Annotated in this window: 20 protein-coding genes; 13 read left to right on the top strand and 7 right to left on the bottom strand. The window is 60.3% G+C overall.

What is annotated here, in order from left to right:
* Positions 1–53 precede the first annotated feature (53 nt).
* The 11 genes from KO536_RS20105 to KO536_RS20055 all read left to right on the top strand — a co-directional run bounded on the left by KO536_RS20105 (position 54) and on the right by KO536_RS20055 (position 13,345).
* The gene (locus KO536_RS20105; RefSeq protein WP_219262745.1) at positions 54–818 is read left to right on the top strand and encodes a hypothetical protein; all 765 of its coding nucleotides are present in this window, start codon (positions 54–56) and stop codon (positions 816–818) included.
* Positions 819–847: 29 nt separating this feature from the next.
* Positions 848–1,282, top strand: coding sequence for a hypothetical protein (locus KO536_RS20100; RefSeq protein WP_219262744.1), 435 nt, complete (start codon positions 848–850; stop codon positions 1,280–1,282).
* A gap of 90 nt (positions 1,283–1,372) precedes the next feature.
* Positions 1,373–2,038: a response regulator transcription factor gene (locus KO536_RS20095; RefSeq protein WP_219262743.1), complete on the top strand. Its 666-nt coding sequence runs from the start codon at positions 1,373–1,375 to the stop codon at positions 2,036–2,038.
* Positions 2,014–3,369 carry an ATP-binding protein gene (locus KO536_RS20090; RefSeq protein WP_219262742.1) on the top strand — a complete coding sequence of 452 codons (1,356 nt, stop codon included), beginning with the start codon at positions 2,014–2,016 and terminating at the stop codon, positions 3,367–3,369. Before KO536_RS20095 ends, KO536_RS20090 begins: the two co-directional genes overlap by 25 nt.
* A gap of 36 nt (positions 3,370–3,405) precedes the next feature.
* A complete protein-coding gene (locus tag KO536_RS20085; RefSeq protein ID WP_133079246.1) occupies positions 3,406–3,846 on the top strand; it encodes an EamA family transporter in 441 nt (146 codons plus the stop codon).
* Positions 3,847–3,967: 121 nt separating this feature from the next.
* Entirely contained in the window at positions 3,968–5,197 is a 1,230-nt protein-coding gene (gene alr, locus KO536_RS20080; RefSeq protein ID WP_219262741.1) for an alanine racemase, read from the top strand.
* A 212-nt stretch (positions 5,198–5,409) separates the two neighbouring features.
* On the top strand, positions 5,410–5,922 hold the full coding sequence (locus KO536_RS20075; RefSeq protein ID WP_219262740.1) for a sigma-70 family RNA polymerase sigma factor: 513 nt from the start codon (positions 5,410–5,412) through the stop codon (positions 5,920–5,922).
* Entirely contained in the window at positions 5,919–6,890 is a 972-nt protein-coding gene (locus KO536_RS20070; RefSeq protein ID WP_219262739.1) for a DUF4880 domain-containing protein, read from the top strand. The genes KO536_RS20075 and KO536_RS20070 overlap by 4 nt, the downstream gene beginning before the upstream one ends.
* A gap of 113 nt (positions 6,891–7,003) precedes the next feature.
* On the top strand, positions 7,004–9,415 hold the full coding sequence (locus KO536_RS20065; RefSeq protein ID WP_219262738.1) for a TonB-dependent siderophore receptor: 2,412 nt from the start codon (positions 7,004–7,006) through the stop codon (positions 9,413–9,415).
* A gap of 431 nt (positions 9,416–9,846) precedes the next feature.
* A complete protein-coding gene (locus KO536_RS20060) occupies positions 9,847–11,961 on the top strand; it encodes a TonB-dependent siderophore receptor (RefSeq protein ID WP_133079241.1) in 2,115 nt (704 codons plus the stop codon).
* Between the two features lie 160 nt (positions 11,962–12,121).
* The gene (locus tag KO536_RS20055) at positions 12,122–13,345 is read left to right on the top strand and encodes an alkaline phosphatase family protein (RefSeq protein ID WP_219262737.1); all 1,224 of its coding nucleotides are present in this window, start codon (positions 12,122–12,124) and stop codon (positions 13,343–13,345) included.
* 191 nt (positions 13,346–13,536) lie between these two features.
* Here the strand turns inward: KO536_RS20055 and pepN are convergent, their stop codons facing one another.
* The 6 genes from pepN to KO536_RS20025 all read right to left on the bottom strand — a co-directional run bounded on the left by pepN (position 13,537) and on the right by KO536_RS20025 (position 20,150).
* Positions 13,537–16,194: an aminopeptidase N gene (gene pepN, locus KO536_RS20050; protein ID WP_219262736.1), complete on the bottom strand. Its 2,658-nt coding sequence runs from the start codon at positions 16,192–16,194 to the stop codon at positions 13,537–13,539.
* A gap of 12 nt (positions 16,195–16,206) precedes the next feature.
* Complete coding sequence (locus KO536_RS20045) at positions 16,207–17,037, bottom strand: DUF2797 domain-containing protein (protein WP_133079238.1); 831 nt, start codon at positions 17,035–17,037, stop codon at positions 16,207–16,209.
* Complete coding sequence (locus KO536_RS20040; RefSeq protein WP_016780738.1) at positions 17,034–17,294, bottom strand: YeaC family protein; 261 nt, start codon at positions 17,292–17,294, stop codon at positions 17,034–17,036. Before KO536_RS20040 ends, KO536_RS20045 begins: the two co-directional genes overlap by 4 nt.
* Positions 17,295–17,419: 125 nt before the next feature.
* The gene (locus tag KO536_RS20035) at positions 17,420–18,292 is read right to left on the bottom strand and encodes a rhomboid family intramembrane serine protease (protein WP_133079237.1); all 873 of its coding nucleotides are present in this window, start codon (positions 18,290–18,292) and stop codon (positions 17,420–17,422) included.
* The gene (locus KO536_RS20030) at positions 18,289–19,260 is read right to left on the bottom strand and encodes a metallophosphoesterase (protein ID WP_219262735.1); all 972 of its coding nucleotides are present in this window, start codon (positions 19,258–19,260) and stop codon (positions 18,289–18,291) included. The genes KO536_RS20035 and KO536_RS20030 overlap by 4 nt, the downstream gene beginning before the upstream one ends.
* A complete protein-coding gene (locus KO536_RS20025) occupies positions 19,260–20,150 on the bottom strand; it encodes an NAD(+) kinase (RefSeq protein WP_095000386.1) in 891 nt (296 codons plus the stop codon). The genes KO536_RS20030 and KO536_RS20025 overlap by 1 nt, the downstream gene beginning before the upstream one ends.
* Positions 20,151–20,259: 109 nt before the next feature.
* On the opposite strand from KO536_RS20025, the gene KO536_RS20020 reads away from it, so the two are divergent.
* Positions 20,260–21,216, top strand: coding sequence for a DUF1853 family protein (locus KO536_RS20020; protein ID WP_133079235.1), 957 nt, complete (start codon positions 20,260–20,262; stop codon positions 21,214–21,216).
* 94 nt (positions 21,217–21,310) lie between these two features.
* Positions 21,311–21,859 carry a cytochrome b gene (locus KO536_RS20015; protein WP_219262734.1) on the top strand — a complete coding sequence of 183 codons (549 nt, stop codon included), beginning with the start codon at positions 21,311–21,313 and terminating at the stop codon, positions 21,857–21,859.
* Here KO536_RS20015 and KO536_RS20010 read toward each other — a convergent pair.
* Positions 21,856–22,779, bottom strand: a complete 924-nt coding sequence (locus KO536_RS20010; RefSeq protein ID WP_219262733.1) for a 1-aminocyclopropane-1-carboxylate deaminase/D-cysteine desulfhydrase — start codon at positions 22,777–22,779, stop codon at positions 21,856–21,858. The two genes, KO536_RS20015 and KO536_RS20010, sit on opposite strands and share 4 nt — an antisense overlap.
* Positions 22,780–22,785 lie beyond the last annotated feature (6 nt).

Raw genomic sequence — 22,785 nt, 5'->3', positions numbered from 1 at the left:
GTGCCGTACCTTTTGTCCTGCGCCAATGACCGCGCATCACAGAGGTTACGCAAATGAATGCCACTGCAGCCCGATGGCTGAACAAGGTGCCCGAGGTGACGCTGTCATTCTGGGTGATCAAGATCATGTCCACGACCGTGGGCGAAACCGGCGCCGATTACCTGGCCGTTGACGCGGGCTTCGGCGCGGGCTGGACCAGTATCGGCATGGCCGCACTGCTGGCAATTGCGTTGTTCTGCCAACTGCGCACCAAGGCCTACACCCCGTGGATCTACTGGCTGACCGTGGTACTGGTGAGCATCGTCGGCACGCAAATCACCGACATCCTCACCGACAAGCTGGAGGTGAGTCTGTACACCAGCACGGCGATTTTTTCCGGGTTGCTGGCGATCAACTTCATGGCCTGGTACCGCACCGAACGCAGCCTGTCGATCCGCGAGATTGTCACGCCCAGGCGTGAGTTGTTCTATTGGACCACGGTGCTCTGCACATTCGCCCTCGGCACGGCGGCCGGTGATCTGGCAACCGAAGCCCTGGGCCTGGGTTTCACCCTCGGCGCGGTGATCTTCGCAGGCTTGATTGCCCTCACCCTGATGGCCTGGCGCATGGGTGCCAACCCCGTCCTGAGCTTCTGGATCGCCTACATCCTCACTCGACCATTTGGTGCTTCGCTGGGCGACTTGCTGACCCAGGCCAAAACCTATGGCGGCCTGGGCATGGGTGCCACCTGGACCAGCGCCCTGTTCCTGTGCGTGATTGTGCTGCTGGTGGCCGCCGCCCAGTTCAATGCGAACAACCGCAAAGCCGTTACGGCCTGAACCTTTAAATTTCCATCAAGGACATCACCATGCGCCACCCTCAAACCCTGATTCGTCGTATTGGCATCGTTTCCTCAATCCTGCTGCTGAGCATCACCGCCGGTTGCTCAAAACCTGCCGACAAACCGGCAGACCTGAGTGCCGCCACCGCCAGCACATACAGCACGACGGGCTCGAAGCTGGGCGACCTGTCACCCTTTCACAGCATCGCCGCTGACGTCAGCGCACGGGTCGCCAACAATGATCTGTCGGGGGCGAAAACCCGTATCAAGGACCTCGAAACCAGCTGGGACTCTGCCGAAGCGGGGATCAAACCCCGGGCTGCCAGCGACTGGCATGTGCTGGACAAGGCCATTGACCACGCACTGGATGCCCTGCGTGCCGACAGCCCGAGCACGGCCGAGTGCAAGGCGGCCATGGACAACCTGCTCAAGGCATTTGACTCGATGAAAGGCAATTCCTGAAGCGTCGGGCGGACAAGCCACGGCACAGGTGCTTCAATACAGGCGCGACGGTGAAAACCGGCGCGCCTGTTTTATTTTCCGGAGCGGCACATGCGCATATTGCTGGTCGAAGATGATCCCATGATTGGCGATGCGATCCAGGGCGCACTCACGGACGCCAGTTATGCAGCGGACTGGGTGAAAAACGGCCTCAAAGCCCTGAGCGCACTGGAAACCCAACGCTACGACATGGTGCTGCTGGATCTCGGCCTGCCCGGCAAGGATGGCTTTGAAGTCCTGGCCAGCATTCGTGCCCGCAACAACCCGGTGCCCTTGCTGATCCTCACCGCCCGGGACAGCCTCGACGACCGGCTGCGCGGCCTGGACGGCGGAGCCGACGACTACCTGCTCAAACCCTTCGACATGGCTGAACTGTTGGCGCGCATGCGTGCGGTTCTGCGGCGCAAGGATGGCAACGCCCTGCCCCTGCTCAGTAACGGTGTGGTGTCCCTGGATCCGGTCTCCAAACTGGCCACTACCGAGACTCAAGACGGCGTCGCCCTTTCCAGCCGCGAATTCGCCCTGCTGCAAGCATTGCTGATGCGTCCGGGAGCGATTCTGTCGCGCAGTGAACTTGAAGATCGTCTGTATGGCTGGGGCAACGAAGTCGAAAGTAATGCCATCGAGTTCCTGATTCACTCCGTGCGCCGAAAATTGGGCAGCCACATCATCAAGAACGTCAGGGGAATGGGATGGATGGTTTCAAAAAACGCTTGAGGGAGTCGGTTCAACTCAGGCTATCGGCGGCACTGTCACTGACCATTGTGCTGGTGGCCGTGATCGCCAGCGTGTTTGCCTTTTTCTCGGCCCTGGACGAAGCCCACGAGTTGCAGGACGAAAACCTGCATCAGATCGCCCTTCTGTTCGATCGCCAGCAAATGACCCTGCACTACCCTCAGGGCCTGGGCCCGGCGGGGGATGACGAAGAGGCCCGGGTAATCATTCAATACCTGGTCGATGGTAAAAAAGCCCCGGGCAATACCGACGACGCTCTGCCGTTGCCATTGCCCACCACCCTGGCCGATGGCCTGTCCACGGTAGACGTGGGCGGCGAAGCCTTTCGCGTGCTGGTCAGGACCACCGCCAACGGCGAGCGCATTGCCGTCGCCCAGGAGGTCGATGCCCGCAACAAGGACGCCCGCGAAAGTGCCTGGCGCAGTGTGTTGCCCTTCCTGTTTTTGTTTCCTGTGCTGCTCCTGGTGGTCAGTGACCTGGTGCGCAAGCTGTTTCGGCCCATCGCGACCCTCGCCGCGCAAATCGATCAGCGTGCCGAGCAAGCATTGCATCCCATTGACGAGCAGCATCTACCCACTGAAATCCGCCCCTTTGTGGTGGCTATCAATCGCCTGCTCGCCCGCGTGGAGCAGTCCATGGACAGCCAGCGGCGCTTTGTCGCCGACGCCGCCCACGAACTGCGCTCGCCCATGACCGCTCTGTCACTGCAGGCCGAACGACTGGCCGCGACCCAGATGCCGGAGCAGGCCCGCGAGCGCCTGGAACCCTTGTCCCGAGGGATTGAGCGCAGCCGGCAACTGATCGACCAGTTGCTGAGCCTGGCCGCCGCACAATTTACCGCTGAACGCCCACGCACCCGGGTTTCAGTACATGACGTGTTTCGCCGGGTGCTGGAAGACTTGTTGCCCCTGGCGCAGCGCAAGCAACTCGATATCGGGGTGGAAGGCGACGAAGATGTGCAGCTCATGATCAATGACATGGACCTGTTTACCCTGGTCAAAAACCTCACGGACAACGCCATTCGCTACACCCCGCCAGGGGGCAGGGTCGATCTTGGCGTGGAGCTGATCCACGGCAGCGTACGCCTGTATGTCAAGGACACCGGGCCGGGCATTGCCCTCGACGAACAGGCCCGCATCTTCGATCCGTTTTATCGCAGCCTGGGCTCCGGCGAAACGGGCTCGGGACTGGGGCTTTCGATCGTCAAGGCCATCGCCGGGCGTATCGGCGCCAGGGTTGAACTCACGTTTTCGGATAAGCTCAACCACAGCGGTTTATGGGTTTCGGTCTGGCTGAAAACCGACATGCACTGACACACAACCAGCGTTTCTGACCCTTCAGGTAAATTTATGGGCACTTCGTTCTATTCAAGCTGGACATTTTGGGCGCTGCTGTCGGCCGTGTTCGCTGCCATGACGGCCATTTTCGGGAAGATCGGCATCACCGGGATCAACTCCGACTTCGCCACGTTGCTGCGGACCGTGGTGGTCTTGGTCAGCCTGGCGTTGATCCTGTATGCGACCGGCCAATATCAGTCCCTGGGCTCGATATCGGCCCGCAGCTATGTGTTTTTGGTGTTGTCGGGGCTTGCCACCGGCGCGTCGTGGATTTGCTACTACCGCGCCTTGCAACTGGGCCAGGCCTCATTGGTTGCACCCGTGGACAAGCTCAGCGTGGTGATTGTTGCCGTGCTGGGGGTGACGCTGCTGGGTGAAAAGCTCGATATCCGCCAATGGGCAGGGATCAGCCTGATTACGGTGGGCGTGGTGCTGCTGGCGTGGCGCCGATAAGCCTGACACGACACTTTCAGACAGATCCGCGGCCGAGGGAGTGACAATTCCAGCAGGCCGATTCTAGTATGGCCGCGCATCACTCCCCGCCCCATAAAAAAAACGTATGGAAACTCTGAAAATGCCCTTCACCCGTACCCTTCTTGCCCTCTCTTTGGGCATGGCTTTACTGCAAAACCCGGCCTTTGCTGCGCCGCCCCTGTCGATGGTCGACGGCGTTGCCCAGGTCAACACACAGGACAGCAATGCCTGGGTCGAGATCAACAAAGCCGCGTTCGAAAACAACATTCGCGTGCTGCAAACCACCCTCGCCGGCAAGTCGAAAATCTGCGCCGTGCTCAAGGCTGATGCCTACGGTCACGGGATCGGCCTGCTGATGCCATCGATCATCGCCATGGGTGTGCCGTGTGTGGGCGTCGCGAGCAATGAAGAAGCACGCGTCGTGCGTGAAAGCGGCTTCAAGGGCCAGCTGATTCGCGTGCGCACGGCGGCTTTGAGCGAGCTGGAAGCGGCATTGCCGTACAACATGGAAGAATTGGTGGGCAACCTCGATTTCGCCGTCAAGGCCAGCCTGATCGCCGAACAGCACGGTCGTCCGCTGGTGGTTCACCTGGGGCTGAACTCCAGTGGCATGAGCCGCAACGGCGTGGAAATGACCACGGCTGAAGGCCGTCGCGATGCGGTCGCCATCACCAAAGTACCGAACCTTGAAGTGCGGGCGATCATGACCCACTTCGCGGTCGAAGATGCCGATGACGTGCGCGCCGGTCTCAAGGCCTTCAACCAGCAGGCGCAATGGTTGATCGACACGGCCCAGCTTGATCGCAGCAAGATCACCCTGCACGCGGCCAACTCGTTCGCCACCCTTGAAGTGCCCGAGTCGCACCTGGACATGGTCCGCCCTGGCGGCGCGCTGTTCGGTGACACCGTGCCGTCCCACACCGACTACAAGCGCGTGATGCAGTTCAAATCCCACGTTGCCTCGGTCAACAGCTACCCCAAGGGCAACACCGTCGGTTACGACCGCACCTACACCCTGGGCCGCGACTCGAAACTGGCCAACATCACCGTGGGTTACTCTGACGGCTACCGTCGTGCCTTCACCAACAAAGGCATCGTGCTGATCAACGGGCACCGTGTGCCAGTGGTGGGCAAGGTTTCGATGAACACCCTGATGGTCGACGTCACCGACGCGCCGGATGTGAAGAGTGGCGATGAAGTGGTGCTGTTCGGGCATCAAGGCAAAGCCGAAATCACCCAGGCAGAAGTTGAAGACATCAACGGTGCACTGCTGGCGGACCTGTACACGGTGTGGGGCAACTCCAACCCCAAGATCCTGACCGACAAGTAAGCCGCCAGTAATCGCCTGTAGTCGCTGACGAGTAGAACGAGGCTGCGTCCAGTTTGGTGCGCCACTGCAACGAAGCAGTCGTAAAACCCGCCACCTGGATTCACGATCGCAAACCTCGTCACTCGACACACCCAGCAACATTCCCGAGCACACGCTAATGAGAAGCGCTATCATTGCCATCCTTGTCAGTGTCTGCTCTGGAATTGCAATCGATGCTCACGTCCCCTTCTTCCACACGCTGTGCCCTGGGTGAGCTCTACGTTCAGCACCACGGCTGGGTGGTGCAATTGTTGCGCCGCAAACTGGGCAATCAGGAGCAGGCGCTGGATCTGGCCCAGGACACCTTTTTGCGGATGCTGCGCACTGACACGCCACCGGTGTTACGTGAGCCCCGTGCGTACCTGACCACCATTGCCAGCCGCCTGTGCGGCCAGTATTTTCGCCGCCAGGCACTGGAGCGGGCGTACATGGAGTCGCTGGCAGCCCTTGAACCAGAGCATGTGCCCTCCCCTGAGTCACGCCTGCTGGTGCTCGAAGCCCTTGACGCTGTCGGCCAGGTCCTCGATGGCCTGGGCACCCGGGTGCGGGAAATCTTCTTGCTCTCGCAACTGGACGGCCTGACCTACCCGCAAATTGCCACGCACATGGACCTGACAGTCAACGTCGTGCAAAAAGCCATGCTCAAGGCCTATCGTCACTGTTACAGCGCGGTGTACGCCGGGTGAACCGGTTTGAACCCTGCAATGCCCAGCGCCTGGACCATGATGTGGTCGAGCAGGCCCTGCAGTGGATGGTTATCGTGCAATCGGGCGTCAGCACCGAAGCCGAACGTCAGGCCTGCCAGCACTGGCGCACGCAATCTGCGCAGCATGAGATGGCCTGGCAACGCTTGACCGGGCTGAACGCTGATTTTCGCGACAGTACCCGCATGCTCCCCGCCGCAGGAGCGCGCACGTTATTGCGCGCACGCCATGCCACATCGCGACGCACACTGCTCAAGGGGTTTGCCGGTCTAGGGGTGGCGCTGGCCACGGGCTTCAGCGTGCGTGAACGGATACTGCTGCCGGAACTGTTCAGCGACTACCGCACCGCCACCGGTGAGCGCAGGCAATTCTCCCTGGCCCGGCAGGTCGAGCTGACGCTGGACACCCACACCGCCCTCGATGCCCGAACCACGGGCACCGGTACCGACCTGACGCTGAACCTGGGCCGCGTACTGATCACTGGGGCCAACGTCTGCCTGAGCACGGTCCATGGCCGGGTGCTGCCAGCGGCCCGCTCACGCCTGGTCATCAGCCAGAACCTGCCCGGGATCGACGGCACCCGGGTGCAGGTACTGACCGGCAGTGCTTCGATCGAGCTGGCACGGGGTGACCGTTTCAACCTTGGCGCCGGTCAACAATTGACGTTCGACCGCCATGGCGCCGGACCTTGCAGCCAGGTGTCGGCCGGTGCCGATGCCTGGGTCAACGGCCTGTTGATCGCCGAGCGCATGCCACTGTCCCAGGTCATTGCCCAGCTCAACCGCTATCGACCTGGCGTGGTGCGCTGCAACCCCGCGGTGGCCGCCTTGCAGGTGTCGGGGTCGTTCTCCATCGACCGTCCGGACGCCAGCCTCGACCTGCTCACCCACGTGCTGCCGATCCGTGTGCAGCGTGTTTTCGGCTACTGGGCCAACGTCGTCCCTGCCTGAAGATTTTTTATTTTCAGCACAGGAGGCAGTTTTTCCCATCTGGTGCATCAAGTTCAGGGAAGACGCTGATTAACAGCGCAATGCCTACCCTTCTCACACATGGACAGTTTTTTATGCACAGCCGACTTACCCCCCTTGCCGGTGCATTGCGCACCCTTGTATTTGGTTTATCCATTGCCACGACCAGCCACGGGGCATTCGCAGCACCGGGCAGCGAGCACGCCTACCGCATCGCACCGGGCAGTCTGGACTCGGTGCTGGGCAGCTTTGGCCAACAAGCCGGCGTGATGATCGCCGTTGATTCGACGCTGACCACCGGCATCCACAGCGACGGCCTGAGCGGCAGCTTTGACGTCGGTGAAGGCTTGCAGCGACTCCTTGAGCCTCTGGGCCTGCAAGCGGTCAGAGAAGGCGACGGTTACCGCGTTATTGCACGGGGGCCCCAGAACAACGGGCAACTGGAGTTGCAGGCTACCCAGGTCATGTCCAACCAGTTGGGCACCATCACCGAAGGCAGCGGCTCCTACACCCCCGGCACCATCGCAACGGCCACCCGCATGGTGCTGACGCCGCGGGAAACGCCGCAGTCGATCACGGTGATCACCCGTCAGCACATGGATGATTTTGGCCTCAACTCCATCGACGAAGTGATGCGCCACACCCCGGGCATCACGGTGTCGACCTTTGACAGCGAGCGCACCAACTACTATGCCCGCGGCTTCTCGGTGGAGAACTTCCAGTACGACGGCATTCCCACCCTGCGCAACTCGGCCTACTCCTCGGGGCAAACCCTGAGCGACATGGCCATCTATGACCGGGTGGAAATCCTCAAGGGTGCAACCGGCCTGCTGACTGGCGCAGGCGCGCCGGGTGCGACGATCAACCTGATCCGCAAGAAACCGACCCGCGACTTCAAGGCCAGCATCGAAGCAGGGGCTGGCAGCTGGGAGAACTACCGCACCCAAGTCGACGTCAGCGGCCCGCTCACCGACAGCGGCAACCTGCGTGGCCGGGCCGTGGCTGCCTATCAGGACAAGAACTCGTTCATGGAGCGTTACGAGCGCAAGACCGGTGTCTATTTCGGCACTCTGGAAGCCGATCTGAGCGATGACACCCTGCTGACCGTGGGCTTCGATTATCAGAACAACGACCCCCATGCTTCGGGCTGGTCAGGCAGTCGCCCGTTATTCGACCGCACTGGCGAACGCATCGACGTGAAGCGCTCGTACAACAACGGCGCCAACTGGAGCCGCTGGGAGCAGACCACCCAGAGCGTGTTCGCCACCCTGGAGCACAGCTTCGCCAACGCCTGGGTCGGCAAGGCGCAGTTGACCCATCAGGTCAACAGCTACGATGCCCCGCTGGGTTCGGTCATGAGCGGGCCATTCCCTGCCACCGGACTGTCATCGATCTATGCCAACAAATTTACCGGCAACACCCGCACCGACGCCGCCGACGCCTACTTCAGCGGCCCCTTCAGCCTGGCCGGCCGCGAACATGAACTGGTCATCGGAGCGTCGGCCTCCACCGCCCACTGGCAAGGCAAGGACTACGGCAACCCGACCTTCCTCAGTGCCAACGTGATTGATTTCTGGAACTTCGATGGCAAGACCACGGAGCCGAACTGGGGCGCACCCACCCAATATAACGACACCACCACGCGACAAACCGCAGGCTACATCAGCGCCCGTTTCAACCTGACCGATGAGCTGAATCTGTTGCTCGGTACACGGGTCGCCAATTACTGGCTGACCGGCGATTACGACATCACCGAAACTGGCCGGCTGGTGCCCTATGTGGGCGCCACTTACGACCTGAACGACCATTTCACGGCGTATGCCAGCTACACCGACATCTTCATGCCGCAGACCTACAACCGTGATCGCAAGAACAAGGTGCTCGAGCCGGATGAAGGCAAAAACTACGAAGTGGGGATCAAGGGTGAATTCTATGGTGGCAGGCTGAACACCAGCCTGGCCTATTTCGAGGTACATGAAAGCAACCGTGCCGAACCGGATGCCGAATACAACGCAGACCCGACCAACCCGTCGATTCTCTACGCGTCGATCGGCACCAAGGCCAAAGCCAAGGGTTTTGAAGCCGAAATATCCGGTGAACTGGCGCCTGGCTGGCAAGCGCAGGCCGGTTTTACGCACAAGGTCATCCGTGACAGCGAAGACAAAAAAATCTCCACCTGGGAGCCCGAGGACCAGTTGAGCGTGTACACCACCTACAGGTTCAAGGGGCCGCTGGAGCGCTTGACCATCGGCGGCGGTGCCCGTTGGCAGAATCGCAGCTGGCAGAACATCTACAACCGCGCCAGGGACCAATACCAGGACTTTAGCCAGGATGCCTACTGGCTGGTTGATGCGATGGTCCGCTATCAAGTCAACGAGCACCTCTCCACCACACTCAACGTCAACAACCTGTTCGACAAGGAGTACTACACCAACATCGGCTTCTATAACACCGCGTATTACGGCGACCCGCGCAATGTGATGCTCAATACCCGCTGGGATTTCTAGGGCGGAATGGGCACTGCTCGTCAGCGGCTTGTAAGTGGGCGTTAAAACGTTTCGGGCAAGGTGCTGTTATGGGGGGGCGCGGCTCAATCTGTAGTCGCTGACGAGGAACGAAGGCTGCGTTCGGCGGCGAAGCCGTCGTAAACCCGGATGTTGCGGTGAATCAGGAAAAACCGGGGGGCAGTTTTTGCGGTCGCTGCGTCGCAGTGGCGCACCAAACCGGACGCAGCCTTCGTTCCTCGTCAGCCACTACACACCCCATGTAAATACAGAATCTGCCCTTAGCCGATCTGCGATCGAAAACGGTAAACCGCGCGGGCGCACAAATACGAATAATAAAGATTGATAAATAGAATTGATTATCATTAATACAAATGTAAAGCTTTGTAACCAATTCTCGTTTACGCAGTTCCCGTCCGGAGTATTCGCAGATCATGCGCCCACTGTTCACCCTGCCCGCGTCAGCCCTCACGCTGCTCGCCTTGAGTATTTGCAATACTGCCCTGGCCGATGAAAACACCCTGAATCTGCCGTCCACCAGCATCACCTCAACGGCAGACAGCGATGAGGCCCCACAGGGCTATCAGGCCAAGCCGAGTGCCACGACGACACGCTTGAACCTCACCGCCGGGCAAACGCCCCAGGGCATTACCAGTATCAAGCGTGAGCAACTGGATGACTTTCAGCTCAACAGCATTCGCGATGTGCTGGAGAGCACTCCGGGGGTGAACGTGCAGAAGGTCGAGACCGACCGCACGTACTTCACCGCCCGCGGTTTTGATATCACCAATTTCCAGTACGACGGTATGGGCATGGGGCTTACCGGCGGCGTGCTGGTGGGCGATATCGACACCGCACCCTACGAGCAAGTAGACGTTTTGCACGGTGCCAACGGCCTGATGACGGGCGCCGGCAACCCTTCTGCCACGGTCAACTTCATTCGCAAGCGCCCCACGTATGAGCCGCAAGCCAAGGTCAGCGTCAGCGCCGGTTCCTGGGACAAGCGCAGGGTCGACCTGGATGTTTCCGGGCCGCTGACCGACTCGGGCAATGTGCGCGGGCGTGTGATCTATGCCAACGAAGTGGGCAATTCCTATCTGGACCGCTATTCCCGGGAAAAGAACATTTTCAGTGGCATGCTGGCTTTCGACCTGACCGACGACGATACCCTGACCGTCGGTTACGAAGACCAGAAAAGCGACGCCAACGGTGCCAGCTGGGGCGCGTTGCCACTCACCGACAGCAATGGCAATGCGGTGCACTACAGCAGCACCTCCTCCAACATTGCCCAACCCTGGGTGTACTGGGATGTACGCACCACCCGGGCCTTTGCCGAGTGGCAGCACCGCTTTGTCAATGACTGGAAGTCAACGCTGACCCTGACGGCCATGGAGCACCGCGAAGACACCGACATGTTCTACATTTATGGCGACAATGGCTCGACCACTGGCTACACGGGCCTGGCTTCCAAATACAAGGGCAAGACCCGCGAGCTGGATGGCGACCTGTCGTTCAGCGGCCCTTTCAGCCTGGGTGGCCGCGAGCACCAACTGACCTTCGGCGCCAACGTGGCACGCTCGCGCACCCAGGAGGCGTCGCTGTACGGCAGCGCGTCGTACTACACCCCGGTGTCGCTGGAAGATGCCCTCAACGGCAGCCTCCCCAAGCCCACCTACAACATCGCCAATGCCGACGGAACCTCCAACTACACGGACCGCCAGAAAAGCCTCTACGCCGGTGCCCGCTTCAGCCTGACCGACGACCTGCACCTGATCACCGGGGCACGCATGCTCAGTGCCGACAGCGACGGCGAAAACTACGGATCGGGCCGCAACGTGAGGATTCATGGCAAGGTCACGCCATACGCAGGCCTGGTCTACGACCTCACCCCGCAGTATTCGCTGTATGCCAGCTACACCAGGATCTTCAATCCGCAGTACTACCTCAACACCCAGGGCCAGGTACTGGAACCCCTGGAAGGCAAAAGCTACGAGGCTGGAATCAAGGGGCATTTGCTGGACAAGCGACTGGACGTTTCGGCTGCGGTGTTCCACACCAAACAGGACAACGTCGCCACTTATGCTGGCTTTGACTCTGCGCTGGGCGGCTACCTGTATGACGGCATGTCGTACAAAAGCAGCGGCCTGGAGCTTGAAGCTTCGGGGGAATTGGCCCCGGGTCTGCAAATCAGCGGCGGCTATACCTATGTCTACATCACCGATGCCGACAACCAGCGCGGACGTAAATTTATCCCGCGCAATGCCCTGACCTCCTCCATGACCTACAGATTGCCGATGGCGCCGAAGGTCAAGGTCGGCGGCAGCCTCAAATGGCAGAGCAAAATCGAGAACGACGACGCCCCTGCCGCCAACCAGGCCGCTTATGCGCTGGTGGGCTTGATGACCAGCTACGACATTGATCCGCACTGGAGCACCCAGCTCAACCTGGACAACCTGACCAACGAGAAATACCTGCAAAGCGTTCGTTACGGCCAGAGTAACTTTGGCGCACCGCGAAACGTCACGGCATCGGTCAGCTGGAAGTTCTAAACCTGCACAAAACTGTGTTTGTTTTGTGGGAGCGGGCTTGCTCGCGATGGCATCAACCCAGCCTGCCTGCCAGACCGCAGCGTCTGAATCGCAGGCAAGCCAGCTCACCAGAAGGACTAAGCTGATGTAAGCGATGACCATCCACGTCACGGAGGTGAGCATGATGTTACTAAGGTGTGCCCTGATTACGGTCTGTCTGAGCCTCACATTCACGGCACTGGCAGCCCCTGCTGCCGACACCCCCACCCTCAAAACCCACAAGGCCTTGCTCATCGGCGTGGATGGCATGCAGTACGAAAAGCTGCAACAGGCCATTCAACAGGGCAAGGCGCCCACTATTGCCCGCTTGCACCTGTACAAAAGCTACACCGGCGGGGTACTGGGTACCTCCACCCAGCAGCCCACGGTCAGTGGCCCGGGCTGGACAACCATCCTTACCGGCAGTTGGGTTGACCGCCATCAGGTCAACGCCAATGACGAGGCCCTGCGCAATCAGGCGCCCAGCCTGTTCAAACAGCTCAAGCTGGCCTTCCCTGACCGCAAGACGGCCAGCATCGTGAGCTGGAACGTGATCCACGAAAACTTCACCGAGGATATTGCCCAGGGCTACATCGACCTGGCTTTCAAGTGCTCGGGGGTTGATCCGTGCGTCGTCGACAACGTCAGTCATGAACTGGAAAACGGCCAGCCCGATCTGCTGTACGCCCACTTCGATGAACCCGATATCACCGGCCACCGACTCGGCTTCACACCCGAGTATCAACAGGCGATTCAGACCGTAGATGCCCAGGTCGGGCAGATACTCCGGGCCCTCCAACGCCGTGAGAAAGCCCATCCCGAAGAAGACTGGCTGGTGATCGTGTTGCCCGATCACGGCAGGCACTTGCCTGAAGGCAAGGACCACGGCGAGCAAACCCTGAGCGAAAAAACCACCTTTATCGCCATGAACAAGAAAGGCAACGCACAACTGACGGCCCCCATCGGCAAACCCCTGAACCCCGATTTCAAGGGCCTGTACGGTTTTGCCAGCCAGGCGGACATCACCCCCACCGTGCTGGCCTGGCTTGGCGTCAAACCGGACCTGACCCGTTACACAATGGATGGCCTGCCCCTGATCGGGCCCCTGGGTGTCAGACAGCTCACTGCGCAGCAACAACCCGATCGCACCCAGGTCAACCTGTCCTGGCGCACAGAAACCCCGACTGGCAAGCCCGTGCAGATTTACCGCGACGGCCAGCCCATCGCCCGGCTCACCGACCATGAACATTCCTATGTCGATAACGATATCCAGGCGTTGAAGGGGCCCATCAACTACACGCTGGTGTTTAACGGGGTACCGGTATCGCGCCTGGTAACCCTGCAAGAGCAAAAGTCGACGCCATGAAAAAGGCGCTGCCCGATCACTCGGGCAGCGCCTTTTTCAAGACCACGGTTGTTCACTTGAGCGATTTGCGCCTCTGTGGGAGCGGGCTTGCTCGCGATGGACTCCAGAACACCGTATTTACTCAGCCAATACGCGTCTTCGTTAACGACCATCGCGAGCAAACCCGCTCCCACATTTGAAAGTGAACAGGTTTACGCCAGGCTTTTGCTCACCACTTCAAACACGTCGCTGGACAGCTCGCCCGAATTGCGGATGCGTTCCAGTTCCGCTTTCATCAGCGCCTGACGGGCGCCGTCGTATTTGCGCCAGCGGGTCAACGGCGCCAGTTGCCGCGATGCAATCTGCGGATTGAAGCCGTTGAGCTGGATCACCAGGTCCGCCAGGAAGCGATAGCCCGAGCCATCCGCGGCATGGAAGTTGATCAGGTTCTGTCCGGCAAACGCACCCACCAGAGCACGCACTTTATTCGGGTTCTTGAGGTTGAATGCCGGGTGTTCCATCAACTCCCGCACACGCTGCAGGCCACCCGGCAGGGTGCTGCCGGCCTGAACGCTGAACCACTGATCCATGACCAGTGGATTGTCCTTGAAGTGCTCGGCAAAGCTGACCAGCGCCGCGGCTTTTTCAGCCTCGTAAGGCGAGTTGACCAGTACCGCCAGCGCCGTCAGGCGCTCGGTCATGTTGTCGCTGTGCTCGAACTGCTCCAGAGCCGCCGCCAGCACCTCTGGCTTACCGGCAAGCATCAGGTAAGACAGCGCAATGTTTTGCAGCGCACGACGGGCGAAGTGTTCGGCTTCAGCCACGTATGGCGTGACTTTCGACACTTCACGGTTAGTCTTGTAGCGGGCCCACAAACCGTCGAACAGGCTGTCGGCCAGTTGCTTGCGAGCGAACTCACGAGCGATGTGGATCGCTTCAACGTCCGCCACGTCGCTGATTTCAGTCAGGTAGGCTTCGCCCGGCAACGACAGCATTTCAGCGACCATGGCCTGATCCAGCGCCTGATTGCCCAGCACACTGCGCAAGGCTTCTACCAGACGCGAATCCATCACCAGTGCTTCACCGCGCTGATGTTGCCCAATCAATTCCTGCAGCACGTGCACCGACAGTTGCTGGCCTGCATCCCAGCGGTTGAAGCCGTCGGTATCGTGCTGCATCAGGAACATCAGTTGGTCGCGGCTGTAGGCAAAACTCAGTTTCACCGGTGCCGAGAAACCGCGCAGCAACGATGGCAACGGCTTTTCGTTGATACCGACAAACGTGAACGTCTGCTCGGCCTCAGTCACCGACAGTACGCGGCTGGTGCCCACGGCAGTTGATTCGCCCGCCAGTTGCAGGGCAATTTCAGTGCCCTGGGCGTTCAACAGGCCCAGCTCGACCGGAATCACGAACGGCAGTTTTTCGACCTTGTCCGGGGTGGCCGGGCAGCTTTGGGCAAAGGTCAGGCTGTAGGTTTTCTGCGCGGCATCGTAGTGTTCGCTGACGGCAAGACGCGGAGTGCCTGCCTGGCTGTACCAGCGTTTGAACTGGCTCAGGTCGGCGCCGTTGGCATCTTCCATGGCCTTGATGAAATCATCGCAGGTCACGGCCTGGCCGTCATGGCGCTCGAAGTACAGATCGCTGCCTTTGCGAAAGCCCTCGGCCCCCAGCAAGGTGTGGATCATGCGCACCACTTCAGAACCCTTTTCGTAAACGGTCAGGGTGTAGAAGTTGGAGATTTCGATAAAGCTGTCAGGGCGTACCGCGTGAGCCATTGGGCCCGCGTCTTCAGCGAACTGGTGGGTACGCAGATAGGCCACGTCCTGAATGCGCTTGACCGTGCGCGAGTTCATGTCTGCCGAGAACTGCGAATCACGGAACACCGTGAAGCCTTCCTTGAGCGACAGCTGGAACCAATCGCGGCAGGTCACGCGGTTGCCCGACCAGTTGTGGAAGTACTCGTGGGCCACGATGGCCTCGACCCGCTGGTGAGCGGCATCGGTCGCGGTCTCGGCGCGGGCCAGTACGGCGCTGGAGTTGAAGATGTTGAGGCCCTTGTTCTCCATCGCGCCCATGTTGAAGTCGTTCACGGCGACGATCATGAAGATATCCAGATCGTATTCACGACCGTAGGTTTCTTCATCCCAGGCCATGGACTTTTTCAGGCTGACCATGGCGTGCTGGCATTTATCGATGTTTTCCGGCTCGACATAAATGCGCAGTGCAACCACGCGATTGCTCATGGTGGTGAAGCTGTCTTCAACGCACCACAGGTCCCCCGCTACCAGCGCAAACAGGTAGGCCGGTTTCATGAACGGGTCTTCCCAGGTTGCCCAGTGCCGACCGTCTTCGTCGGGACCGCTGGCAATCGGGTTGCCATTGGACAACAGGATCGGATAGCGGTGCTGCTCGGCCACCACGGTGGTGGTGAACTTGCTCATCACATCGGGACGATCGAGGTAATAGGTGATCTTGCGAAAGCCTTCGGCTTCGCACTGGGTGCAGAACATCCCGCCGGACTTGTACAGGCCTTCCAGCGCAGTGTTGGACTCGGGGTGGATCTTGACGCTGGTGTCGACCACAAACTGCTCAGCGGTCGGGTGCAGGATCAGATGACTGTCGCCCAACTGATAGTCATCATCCGCCAGTTCGATGTCGTCGAGGCTGACCGACAGCAGCTCAAGCTGCTGACCGTCCAGCACCAGCGCCGGCAACCCCGCGCCACGTGCCGGGTTGCGACGCATCACCAGTTGCGCATGGACCAGCGTGTGGTCCTCGAACAACTCGAAGGTCAGGTGCGTCTCGTCGATCAGGTACTCGGGCGCCTGGTAGTCCTTCAGGTAGATCATTTGCGGTTGTTCGGTGCGCATGCTGGAGTCCTTTTACTGATGCACGGCCAGTTGATAGGCCGTGTATTTGCGAATATTGATCACGCCTGTGTCAAAGATCAGGTACTGGCCCTTGATCCCCATCAGCGTGCCTTCCACGATCGGATCCTTGTCCAGATTGAAGCTGACGATCTTGCTCGGGTACTGCTCGACCGGGTAGCGAATCTCAATGGGCTCCACGTTTGACAAGGGTTGGACCGCTTGCAGGCCAAAACGCTCCTGCAGGGTTTTCATGCCTTCGGCACAGCTCTCGAACAATTGCTCACGCACGGCACTCAGGTCAACAGGCTCGGCATCGCCCTTGAGCAGTGCACGCCAGTTGGTTCGGTCGCCCACTTGCGAGCGGAACAGGTCTTCGACAAAGCCCGATTGCTGACGGGTTGCAACCCGCACGATCGGCAGCGCCTGGCTGGCGCCCTGGTCGAGCCAGCGTGTCGGCAACTGGGTGGCACGGGTGATGCCGACCTTGATCCCCGAGGAGTTGGCCAGATACACCACGTGATCGGTCATGCAAAACTGCTCGCCCCACGACGGATCACGGCAAGTGCCTGCCTCGTAGTGGCAACGCTCCGGGCTCATGATGCACACATCGCATTGCGCCAGCTTGGTCATGCACGGGTAGCAGTAGCCCTGGCTGAAGCTCTTTTTGGTCTTGCGCCCGCAGTGAGTGCAGTTGATCTCACCCAGGTATTCCAGACGCAGTTTGGTACCGATCAACGGATTGACCGGCACCTCGGTATCGCCCAAACGAAACGCATACTGAACGGTCGGCGTTTCAAGGTTTGCCGACATCTTGCTGATTGCACCACGGCCAATCTCAATCAATGGATGGCATCCGACTTGAACAGGATGTTAGGCACTGGTGCCGACTTGGAGCTGCACTCTTGCGGACCCATGTAACCGGTGCGCTGGTCTTCAGGCAGGTTCTGCACTTCCCAGGCAATCATCGCCTGCAACGACAGCTCGCGCTGTTCGGCGGTGAGTTTGTTGCCGTCTGCCCATTTGCCGATTTCAACGGCCAGTTTCAGGCTCTGATAGATCTCGGGGGTGATGTTTTGAATCATTTCGTTGAAAGAGGACATGGTTCGTTTCCACTCTAAAAAGTAAACCTGTAGTCGCTGCCGCAGGCTGCGATAAGGTCCAAAGGACCTTCAAAAAAGCAGGGCCGCTGCGCAGCCCATCGCCGCCTGCGGCAGCGACTACAGAATTAAGCCATCTGTTTGCGCCGCGCCCAAAGCCCGCCCAGCAAACCGGTCAGGCACCCGATCACCAAACCGCCCACATGGGCCGCGTTGGCAATCTGGCCAAAACCGATCATCGACACCAGCCCCGACATGCACAGCGCCAGCCACACCAGCATCATCACCAGTACCCCGCGAGGCAGGTGATACAAGGGGTTTGGCGCCATCATCTGGTAAATCCAGACATGCCCCAGCAGCCCGTACAACACCCCGGACAACCCGCCAAACAGGCTCGGGCCACCAAACAGGTACTGGGCGAAGTTGGATACCAGGCTGAACAACAGGCTCAAGCCAATCAGGTTGATGCTGCCCTGGCGCATTTCAATGCGCCGCCCCAGCTCCCAGTACCACATGCCGTTCATGGCAATGTGCAGAAAGCCGAAGTGAATCAGCATCGGGGTGAACAATCGCCACCACTGCCCCGACGCCAGGCTGTCGGACAGCGGGACAAACTGGATGTACTGGCCTCGAATGCTGAAATCGAGAAAGGTCAGCCCGCTCAGGGCCGACAGGTTATCACCCAGTTGCGTCACTGCAGCCACGATCACACACAGCAGCAACACCACCGCCGTGGCCGGGCTGGCACGCAGTTGCTGGGCAAAACCCGGCCGGGGCATGGCCGCCGGACGTTCAACGATGGGCAGTTCGTGCTCCGGATCACCCACAGGAAAACGCTGGTACAAACTGCGCACATCATCGGCGATGGCCTCGGGCGCCCACAACACCTGCTCGCCCGCTTCCTCGCTGACCCGATGCGGGACCTGCATGCGCCTGAGCAAGGCAACAAAGCCGCTAAGGTCGACGGACAGCGGCAAACGTAAAACAGCTACAGCACTCATTGAATGGCCTCTGGGCGATCTACATTCACCCATACGAATTTGTTCGGATCGAGCCGGGTCTCCTGATCCAGACGGTATGCCACCAGCTTGCCGTACAGCACCGCGCTGTAATCCAGGCACGCCAGGTTGGGGCGGATCGGCGCAGGCCGACCACTGCGCCAGTAGTGACCGACAAACAACAGCGGCTCATCAATGCCGTAGCGCAACAAGGCGCTCTTCTCGGTGGAGGACAGCGGTTGTTGCGCCACGCGATCAGGCAGCGCGTCAGGCTGGAACACGATATCGCCGTAGGTTTTGGGGTCGTCTTCCCAGAACTTGGTGCGAAAGAATGCCCGCGTCAGGCCGTCACCACCCGTCAGGGTCATGCCGCCCGGCAGGCGCATGTCCGTACCGCGCAACAGTCGGTTGAAGCTCATGTTGGCAAAACTGTCCGGCATCCCGGCCGCCTGCAAAAACGCCTCGTCGATACAGCCATCGGGGTATTGCGCCCGCAAGGTGGCAATCACCTCGGCGTCCCAGCAGGCGTGCACCACCCGGAAACGCCCGGCGTCGACAAACAGCGGCATGTCATAAAACCACTGCACGAACTCACGCCATTCAGCAGGGTACTGGTCGAACTGCTCGAGGGTTTCGTGGATCAGCCGGGCATGGCGCGGGGTGTGCTCACGCACAAACTGCCTGCCACTTGCGACGGGCGCGGGTGTGCACCAGCCCAGCGCGTTGAATTCATGGTTGCCCATCAGGCACAGGGCCTGACCGGACCTGACCATGTCGTAAACAATATGCAGCGACTCGCGAATGCGCGGGCCGCGGTCAATGATGTCACCCAGGAACACCGCCATCCGTTGCGGGTGTCGCCAGATACCGGCGAGTTTGCGATAGCCCAGACGCTCCAGCAGGTGCTCAAGGGTATGAGCACAGCCATGCACGTCACCGATCAGATCGTAACTGCGCGCTGGATCGAGCATCAGTCAGCCCTGCCGCCCAGTCGGCTACCCCAGCCAAGCTTGGTCCGACACACTTCATAGTAGTTGTGGTCCAACGGGTGAATCAGGCGCAGCTTCTGCGCTTTTTTGCTGACGTTGATGGTGTCGCCCGGAGCACAGGTGAAATGGTTCTGACCATCGCACGAGACTTGCGGGTAGATCTGCATGTCCTTGGCCACGACGATTTTCAGCTCGCTGTTGCCATCGACCACAATCGGGCGACTGCTGAGGGTATGGGGGTACATGGGCACGATCACAATGGCGTCGAGCTTGGGGTGCATGATCGGGCCGCCCGCTGACATCGCGTAGGCCGTGGAGCCGGTGGGCGTCGCCACGATCAGGCCGTCGGCCTTTTGACTGCACACGAACTGACCGTCGATATGCAGTTCGAACTCGATCATGCGCGTGGATTTGCCAGGGTGCAGCACCACGTCATTCAGGGCGTCGCCCTGGCCGATGGCTTCACCGTGACGGCGAACTTCGGCTTGCAGCAGGAAGCGGTTCTCAACCAGGTAGTGACCGTCGAGTACTTCGGCCACTTTGACTTCCAGCTCATCCGGACGGATGTCCGTCAAAAAGCCCAGGCTGCCACGGTTGATGCCCAATACCGGGACGTTGTGGCGGGCCAGTGCGCGGGCCGCGCCCAACAAGCTGCCATCGCCGCCGACCACAATCACCATGTCGCAGACTTCGCCGAGCATTTTGCGCGACGAGGTTTGCAAGCCATGACCGGGCAACACCTCGGCGATGGTGTCTTCGAGGATCACGTGCATGTGCCGCTCAAGCAGGAATTTTTTCAGTCGGCGAACCGTGTCGAGCACTTGGGAGCTGCCCAGACGACCTATGATGCCGATATTGCGAAATTGCTCCATGGGGCTCCTGCGGGATTCAATGCGTGCGAAAACAACGATTATGGGCGAAAGACGACGATAGACAAAACCCTTTCAGCCCCGGGGTCTGGCAAACAGCTATGCTCGCTCAATGACACTCTTTCCCGACTTGCTCAACCTGCCCCACCAATTGCGCCACCCTGAGGTGCGCGACCTGGCGTGGGTGATTCTCGCCCCACCGATGCTGAGCCGCACACCCTGGCCCCAACGTCACCCATTGGCAGGCAGCGACTGGGTACAGGCCCCGGAGCAGCTTGAGCACTGGCTGCGCGAGCTGGACCGGTGCAGCGAACCGCTGCAGCACTGGCTGGCACTGGCGACCACCCGCCGCCTGGGGCGTTACTACGAGCGCCTGTGGCAATTTGCCGTGCAGCACGCGCCGGGCGTCGAGTTGATTGCGGCCAACCTGCCGATCCGCCTGGGCGGGCATACCCTGGGGGAACTGGACCTGCTGGTGCGTGACCGCGAAGGCGTGCATCACCTGGAACTGGCAATCAAGCTCTACCTAGGGCCTCAGGACGCAGACGGCACGGACCCTGCCCAATGGCTCGGCCCCGGCAGCAATGACCGGCTGGACCGCAAGCTCAAGCATTTCAGCCAGCATCAGCTCCCCATGTCCAGCCGCCCCGAAAGCCGCGAAGTCCTTGCCAACCTTGATATCCAGACGTTCAGCGCGCACCTGTGGCTCGGTGGCTACCTGCTGTATCCGTGGCCGGGCAAGGCACAGGCCCCGGCAGGCGCCAACCCCCAGCACCTGCGCGGCAGCTGGCTGCATCAGCGCGACTGGCCGGCGTTTATCCGCCAAAGCCCTGCCGGTTGCTGGCAGCCCTTGCCCCGTCATGCCTGGCTTGCCCCGGCACTCTATGGCCCCGAAGGGATATGGACGGCGCAACAGCTCGACGTGTGGCTTGCCGAACTGCACCCCCAGGCTCCGGCCCAACTGCTGGTCCGTCTGGTGCAGAACAGTGAGGGCGACTGGGAAGAAGCCGAACGTTTGTTTTTAGTGTCCGACCTTTGGCCAAATGTGCCGGGTAACCCAGAAAGCTGACGTATCTCAGTGCGAAATCGCCCAACTCGCTTAAAGTAGAGGGACTCCGTCACACAAGAACGGAGGCTTCAGACCTGAACTGTGAGGAAACACCATGTCCTGGAAAAGCACCGCCCATCACTACAGTCGAATGTCCATCGCCCTGCACTGGCTCATGGTGCTGTTGTTTGTCTTGATCTACGCCGCCATTGAGTTTCGCGGGATCTTTCCCAAGGACAGCGCCGGTCGCAACCTGATGAAAGACGCGCACTTCATGCTCGGTTTGACCGTCTTTGCGCTGGTCTGGCTACGGTTGCTGGCCCGAACCCTGGGCGTCGCGCCAAAAATCACCCCAACCCCGCCTGCCTGGCAAACAGCACTGGCCACGCTCATGCACTGGGCGCTGTACCTGTTCATGATCGCCATGCCGGTACTGGGCTACCTGGTGTTGAGCTACAACGACAAGTCGGTGTTTTTCTACGGCTTCGACATCCTGCCGCTCACCGCCAAGGACCCTGACTTCGCCAAGCAGATCAAGAGCTGGCACGAACTGGGCGGCACCATCGGTTACTGGCTGATCGGCCTGCATGCCGTTGCAGGGCTCGCGCACCACTACCTGATCAAGGACAACACCCTGCTGCGCATGCTGCCTGGGCGCGGTTAAACCTGCCGAACAAACCCCCGGCGGCCTTGCAAGCCGCCGGTGTGGACAAACACCAGACGCATCCCCCGCGCAAAGACCCCTTCCTTGACTGCCTGTTTCAGGGCCATCAACGCCTTGGCTGTATACAAAGGCTCCAGCGGCAAGCCACAGGCCGCTTCGCTGTCCTGAATAAACCCCAGCAAATCGTCATCGACCCTGGCAAAGCCACCGCGACTGGCCTCTATCAACTGAAAATTGCGCTCCGTTGCCCCGCCCGCCTGCAAAATGGCTTCCACCTGTGGCGCGACACCGTGATCCAGTGGCACCGCCAGCGCGCCATACACACACCGCGCGCCCTCCTCGCCCAGCACCAGCCCGGCCAGGGTCGTGCCGGTGCCTGCCGCCAACCACCAGCCGTCGTAATCATCCCAGCCCACATCCGCCAGCTGACTGCGTACCCTGCTGACCAGCGACTTGCATCCCGAGGCTCCCGCCACCCCGCCACCGCCCTCCGGCACCTGATGCAGCTTCGGGTACATGGTCTGCCAGGGCTGCCAGAAGCCGGGTTCATGGCGGGCCCGATAACCGGCAAAACCCAGCCAGTGCAACTGCATGCCATAAAGCTCAAGGTCCAGTGTGGTGGGGGTTTGCTGAGGATGACCGCGCAACAGCCCCACGGTGACAAAACCAAAACGCTTACCGGCTGCCGCCAGGGCATGCAAGTGATTGGAATGGGCGCCCCCCAGGCTGATCAACCCTTCAGCCCCCGCTGCATGGGCCGCCAGCAAGTGCTCGGTGAGCTTGAACCACTTGTTGCCGCTGATCAGCGGATCGATCAGGTCCAGACGCAGCACGGCCACCTCAACCCCTGCCTGTTCCAGCCAGTCAAGGTGCAGGCGCTGCAAGGGCGCATGGGGGTGCCAGTTGATCAAGGGCAGCATTAATGG

The sequence above is a fragment of the Pseudomonas sp. NKUCC02_KPG genome, assembly GCF_019345465.1.
GTDB lineage: Bacteria > Pseudomonadota > Gammaproteobacteria > Pseudomonadales > Pseudomonadaceae > Aquipseudomonas.
The sequence above is the reverse complement of the archived record's forward strand: the minus strand, read 5'-3'. Positions and strand labels throughout refer to the sequence as shown.

Excerpts from the sequence above, each read along its gene's own strand:
- KO536_RS20085 (WP_133079246.1), top strand. The coding sequence starts at position 3,406 with ATGGGCACTTCGTTCTATTCAAGCTGGACATTTTGGGCGCTGCTGTCG.
- KO536_RS20090 (WP_219262742.1), top strand. The coding sequence starts at position 2,014 with ATGGATGGTTTCAAAAAACGCTTGAGGGAGTCGGTTCAACTCAGGCTA.
- KO536_RS20055 (WP_219262737.1), top strand. The coding sequence starts at position 12,122 with ATGATGTTACTAAGGTGTGCCCTGATTACGGTCTGTCTGAGCCTCACA.
- KO536_RS20015 (WP_219262734.1), top strand. The coding sequence starts at position 21,311 with ATGTCCTGGAAAAGCACCGCCCATCACTACAGTCGAATGTCCATCGCC.
- KO536_RS20095 (WP_219262743.1), top strand. The coding sequence starts at position 1,373 with ATGCGCATATTGCTGGTCGAAGATGATCCCATGATTGGCGATGCGATC.
- pepN (WP_219262736.1), bottom strand. The coding sequence starts at position 16,194 with ATGCGCACCGAACAACCGCAAATGATCTACCTGAAGGACTACCAGGCG.
- KO536_RS20040 (WP_016780738.1), bottom strand. The coding sequence starts at position 17,294 with ATGTCCTCTTTCAACGAAATGATTCAAAACATCACCCCCGAGATCTAT.
- KO536_RS20030 (WP_219262735.1), bottom strand. The coding sequence starts at position 19,260 with ATGCTCGATCCAGCGCGCAGTTACGATCTGATCGGTGACGTGCATGGC.
- KO536_RS20105 (WP_219262745.1), top strand. The coding sequence starts at position 54 with ATGAATGCCACTGCAGCCCGATGGCTGAACAAGGTGCCCGAGGTGACG.
- KO536_RS20035 (WP_133079237.1), bottom strand. The coding sequence starts at position 18,292 with ATGAGTGCTGTAGCTGTTTTACGTTTGCCGCTGTCCGTCGACCTTAGC.
- KO536_RS20010 (WP_219262733.1), bottom strand. The coding sequence starts at position 22,779 with ATGCTGCCCTTGATCAACTGGCACCCCCATGCGCCCTTGCAGCGCCTG.
- KO536_RS20060 (WP_133079241.1), top strand. The coding sequence starts at position 9,847 with ATGCGCCCACTGTTCACCCTGCCCGCGTCAGCCCTCACGCTGCTCGCC.
- KO536_RS20065 (WP_219262738.1), top strand. The coding sequence starts at position 7,004 with ATGCACAGCCGACTTACCCCCCTTGCCGGTGCATTGCGCACCCTTGTA.
- KO536_RS20025 (WP_095000386.1), bottom strand. The coding sequence starts at position 20,150 with ATGGAGCAATTTCGCAATATCGGCATCATAGGTCGTCTGGGCAGCTCC.
- alr (WP_219262741.1), top strand. The coding sequence starts at position 3,968 with ATGCCCTTCACCCGTACCCTTCTTGCCCTCTCTTTGGGCATGGCTTTA.
- KO536_RS20075 (WP_219262740.1), top strand. The coding sequence starts at position 5,410 with ATGCTCACGTCCCCTTCTTCCACACGCTGTGCCCTGGGTGAGCTCTAC.
- KO536_RS20100 (WP_219262744.1), top strand. The coding sequence starts at position 848 with ATGCGCCACCCTCAAACCCTGATTCGTCGTATTGGCATCGTTTCCTCA.
- KO536_RS20020 (WP_133079235.1), top strand. The coding sequence starts at position 20,260 with ATGACACTCTTTCCCGACTTGCTCAACCTGCCCCACCAATTGCGCCAC.